This is a genomic window from Mesorhizobium sp. M7A.F.Ca.ET.027.03.2.1 (assembly GCF_003999175.1).
Classification (GTDB): Bacteria; Pseudomonadota; Alphaproteobacteria; order Rhizobiales; family Rhizobiaceae; genus Mesorhizobium.
On sequence record NZ_RZOM01001229.1, the window covers coordinates 1 to 1634 of the forward strand.

Sequence of the window (1634 nt, forward strand, 5' to 3'; positions counted from 1 at the left end):
GCGCAATGCCGTGCCAGACGCCGTCGCGATGGCGGGCGGCGCGCACCGGCGGGTTCATCTGGATCAGCGTGCCGAGCCGCGCATAGTCGTCGGCGCTGAGCGTCAAATGATGCGGCGTCGCCTCGCAGGTCGCGACATCCTTGTGCTGTTCGAGGAGCAAAATCTCCTCGGCGGTCGAGATGTGCAGGACATGAATGCGGGCGCGAACGCTGCGCGCGATGCGTACAAGCCGTTCGGTACAGCGCAAGGCGGCGATCTCGTCACGCCAGACAGGGTGCGATGCCGGGTCGCCCTCGATGCGCTCGCCAAGACGCTCGCGCAGCCGGAATTCGTCTTCCGAATGAAAGGCGGCACGGCGGCGCGTGTTTCTCAGGATCGAGGCGACACCTTCGTCGTCCTCGACCAGCAGGTCGCCGGTGGACGAGCCCATGAAAACCTTGATCCCGGCCGCGCCCGGCAACCGCTCAAGCTCGCCGACATCCCCAGCGTTTTCGCGGGTGCCGCCGACCCAGAAGGCAAAATCGCAATGCATGCGATCCGTGCCGCGCCGAACCTTGTCGGCAAGCGCTGCCTCGCTGGTGGTCAAAGGATTGGTGTTGGGCATCTCGAACACGGCGGTGACGCCGCCAAGCACGGCCGCGCGCGAACCCGTTTCCAAATCTTCCTTGTGCTCCGATCCCGGCTCACGAAAGTGCACCTGGCTGTCGATGACGCCCGGCAGGATATGCAGGCCGCGGCAATCGATCGTCTCGCCCGCCGAGGCCTGGCGGAGATCGCCGATGGCGGCGATGCGCGCGCCCTTCACGCCGATGTCGCGTCTCCCTTCGCCGTCGTGGTTGACCACGGTGCCGCCTGTCAGGATGAGGTCGTAGATCATGGCCATGCTCTCTTGCGGGGGGAGTGCCAGCGGCTTACGTAAAGGCCGACCGTTTTGCAAGATCAGGTTGCTTTTCCGCCCATGCCCTTTGCCCAGCTCAAAGACCGCGCCCTCGTTTCCGTATCAGGTCCGGATGCCGAGCATTTTTTGCAGAACATCCTGACCACCGATCTCGACATCCTGGCTCCCGGCGAAGCCAAGCCCGGTGCGCTGCTGACGCCGCAAGGCAAGATCCTGTTCGATTTCCTGATCTCCCGCACCGGCGAGAATGCATTCCGGCTCGAATGCCGAGCCGACATATCGGACGATTTCATACGCCGGCTGACGCTCTACAAACTGCGCGCCAAGGTCGAGATTGCCAAATCCGATCAGGCATTTGTCACCGTTGCATGGGGACATGAATCAACACCCTCGCAATCCGATTCAACGGCGGCCGCCGACACGCGCTTTCCGAAGGGTGCCGTCACGCGTTCCTATGGCGAAACAGATGAGCGCAGCGATCTTGCCGCGTGGCAAGCCTTCCGCATTGCCGGCGGCATTGCCGAAAGCGGCAGCGACTACCAACTCGGAGACGCCTTTCCCCACGACGTGCTGCTGGACGAAACCGGTGGCGTCGGCTTCAAGAAGGGCTGCTATGTCGGCCAGGAGGTCGTCTCGCGCATGCAGCATCGCGGCACCGCCAGGCGACGCGTTCTGATCGTGTCAGCCGACCGGCCCCTGCCCGCGCCCCGCTCCGAACTGCCCGTCGAAGGCAGGC

The 1634-nt window shown here is 64.3% G+C and carries 2 protein-coding genes; one reads left to right on the forward strand and one right to left on the reverse strand.

The window, feature by feature from the left end:
- The coding region (locus EN750_RS33275; protein WP_189526635.1) for a dihydroorotase at nt 1–883 on the reverse strand (883 nt) is incomplete at its 3' end.
- A gap of 75 nt (nt 884–958) precedes the next feature.
- On the opposite strand from EN750_RS33275, the gene EN750_RS33280 reads away from it, so the two are divergent.
- Nucleotides 959–1634 (forward strand): folate-binding protein YgfZ (locus tag EN750_RS33280; RefSeq protein WP_145968154.1); only part of this gene is annotated, 676 nt, incomplete at its 3' end.